Here is a 1,358-nt window from a genome sequence, read left to right as displayed (position 1 = left end):
AGGGAGCGGATTTACAGTCCGCCGCGTTTAGCCACTTCGCTACCCCTCCACATAAAATTTTGAAAAAACAGTGCCGGCAAGAGGACTTGAACCCCCAACCTACTGATTACAAGTCAGTTGCTCTACCAATTGAGCTACACCGGCAAGATGGTGGAGGATGACGGGCTCGAACCGCCGACCCTCTGCTTGTAAGGCAGATGCTCTCCCAGCTGAGCTAATCCTCCAAATGGTGACCCGTACGGGATTCGAACCCGTGTTACCGCCGTGAAAGGGCGGTGTCTTAACCGCTTGACCAACGGGCCGTTGTGTTCTCGTCGAGCTGACAAAAGTTATTATATACAGGTCACTCCCTGTTTGTAAAGAGAAAAATTAATTTTTTTATTTTCAAACTTTTTAACTCCTTTTTTAACTGAAAAAGCCTCCCAACTAAAGCCATTTATTTTATGATAGAGACAAGTAAAGCAAGAGAGGAGAACCCAATATGATTCTAGTCAGTTCTTGCCTTGGAGGCATTGAATGCAGATATAACGGCTCTCACGCAGCGTCGGAGAAAATCAGAAAACTCGTCGATGAAAAGAAAGCAGTCATGGCTTGCCCTGAACTTCTCGGCGGCTTCTCTACCCCACGCGAACCCGCAGAAATCATAGGAGGCACCGGCGAGGATGTTCTCAATGGAACAGCGAAAATCGTGACAGCTTCAGGAGAAGACGTCACAGAACTATATATGGAAGGCGCCGCGAAAACATTGGCTTACGCAAAAGAAATCAACGCTTCTGCCGTCATATTAAAAGAAAACAGTCCATCTTGCGGAAGCGGTTTTATCTATAACGGCACATTCTCTGGTAAAAAAATCACCGGCAGCGGAGTAACCGCCGCACTGTTAAAACAAGCGGGCTACCGCGTCATTTCGGAAAACGAGCTTGACAACATATTGTAAGGAGGCCACCACATGACTCAAGACATTTCTTTATCATTCTATAAGCCTGAACACTTGCCCGAGCTTCAATCATTCACGCTCACCAACGATGACAAACGCTTTACCTCCCTCCCGAAAGAGGTGCTGTCTCAGGCTCTGGGCATACAGGACCGATACCCGGTTGTCATCTTAAAAGACGACCTTCCAGTCGGTTTTTTCATTTTACATGCATCAAAAGAAACGCTTGCTTCTTATTCTAACAATCCATTTGCTTTACTGCTCAGCTCCCTGTCTTTAAACGCTGTGCATCACGGAAAAGGCTATGCGAAAAAAGCCATGCTTTTGCTTCCCGCTTTTGTGAGCGGATATTTTCCATGGTGCGACGAAATCATCTTGGCCGTCAATCATCTGAACATACGCGCAAAACACCTTTATATGAAAA

2 protein-coding genes and 3 tRNA genes are annotated in these 1,358 nt (G+C 46.2%); 2 read left to right on the top strand and 3 right to left on the bottom strand.

What is annotated here, in order from left to right:
* Positions 1–71: 71 nt before the first annotated feature.
* The 3 genes from ACWHAR_RS21500 to ACWHAR_RS21490 form a co-directional block, all read right to left on the bottom strand.
* Positions 72–144 (bottom strand) — tRNA-Thr (locus ACWHAR_RS21500).
* Between the two features lie 4 nt (positions 145–148).
* A tRNA-Val gene (locus ACWHAR_RS21495) sits at positions 149–224 on the bottom strand.
* 3 nt (positions 225–227) lie between these two features.
* Positions 228–302 (bottom strand) — tRNA-Glu (locus ACWHAR_RS21490).
* 179 nt (positions 303–481) lie between these two features.
* Between ACWHAR_RS21490 and ACWHAR_RS21485 the strand changes: the two genes are divergently transcribed.
* Positions 482–937: a DUF523 domain-containing protein gene (locus ACWHAR_RS21485; protein WP_041335158.1), complete on the top strand. Its 456-nt coding sequence runs from the start codon at positions 482–484 to the stop codon at positions 935–937.
* A gap of 12 nt (positions 938–949) precedes the next feature.
* A partial coding sequence (locus tag ACWHAR_RS21480; protein ID WP_452087769.1) for a GNAT family N-acetyltransferase occupies positions 950–1,358 on the top strand: 409 nt, incomplete at its 3' end.

This window comes from Bacillus sp. LR--39 (assembly GCF_053613335.1).
The sequence above is the reverse complement of the archived record's forward strand: the minus strand, read 5'-3'. Positions and strand labels throughout refer to the sequence as shown.

Coding starts and splice junctions, on each gene's coding strand:
- ACWHAR_RS21485 (WP_041335158.1), top strand. CDS start 482: ATGATTCTAGTCAGTTCTTGCCTTGGAGGCATTGAATGCAGATATAAC.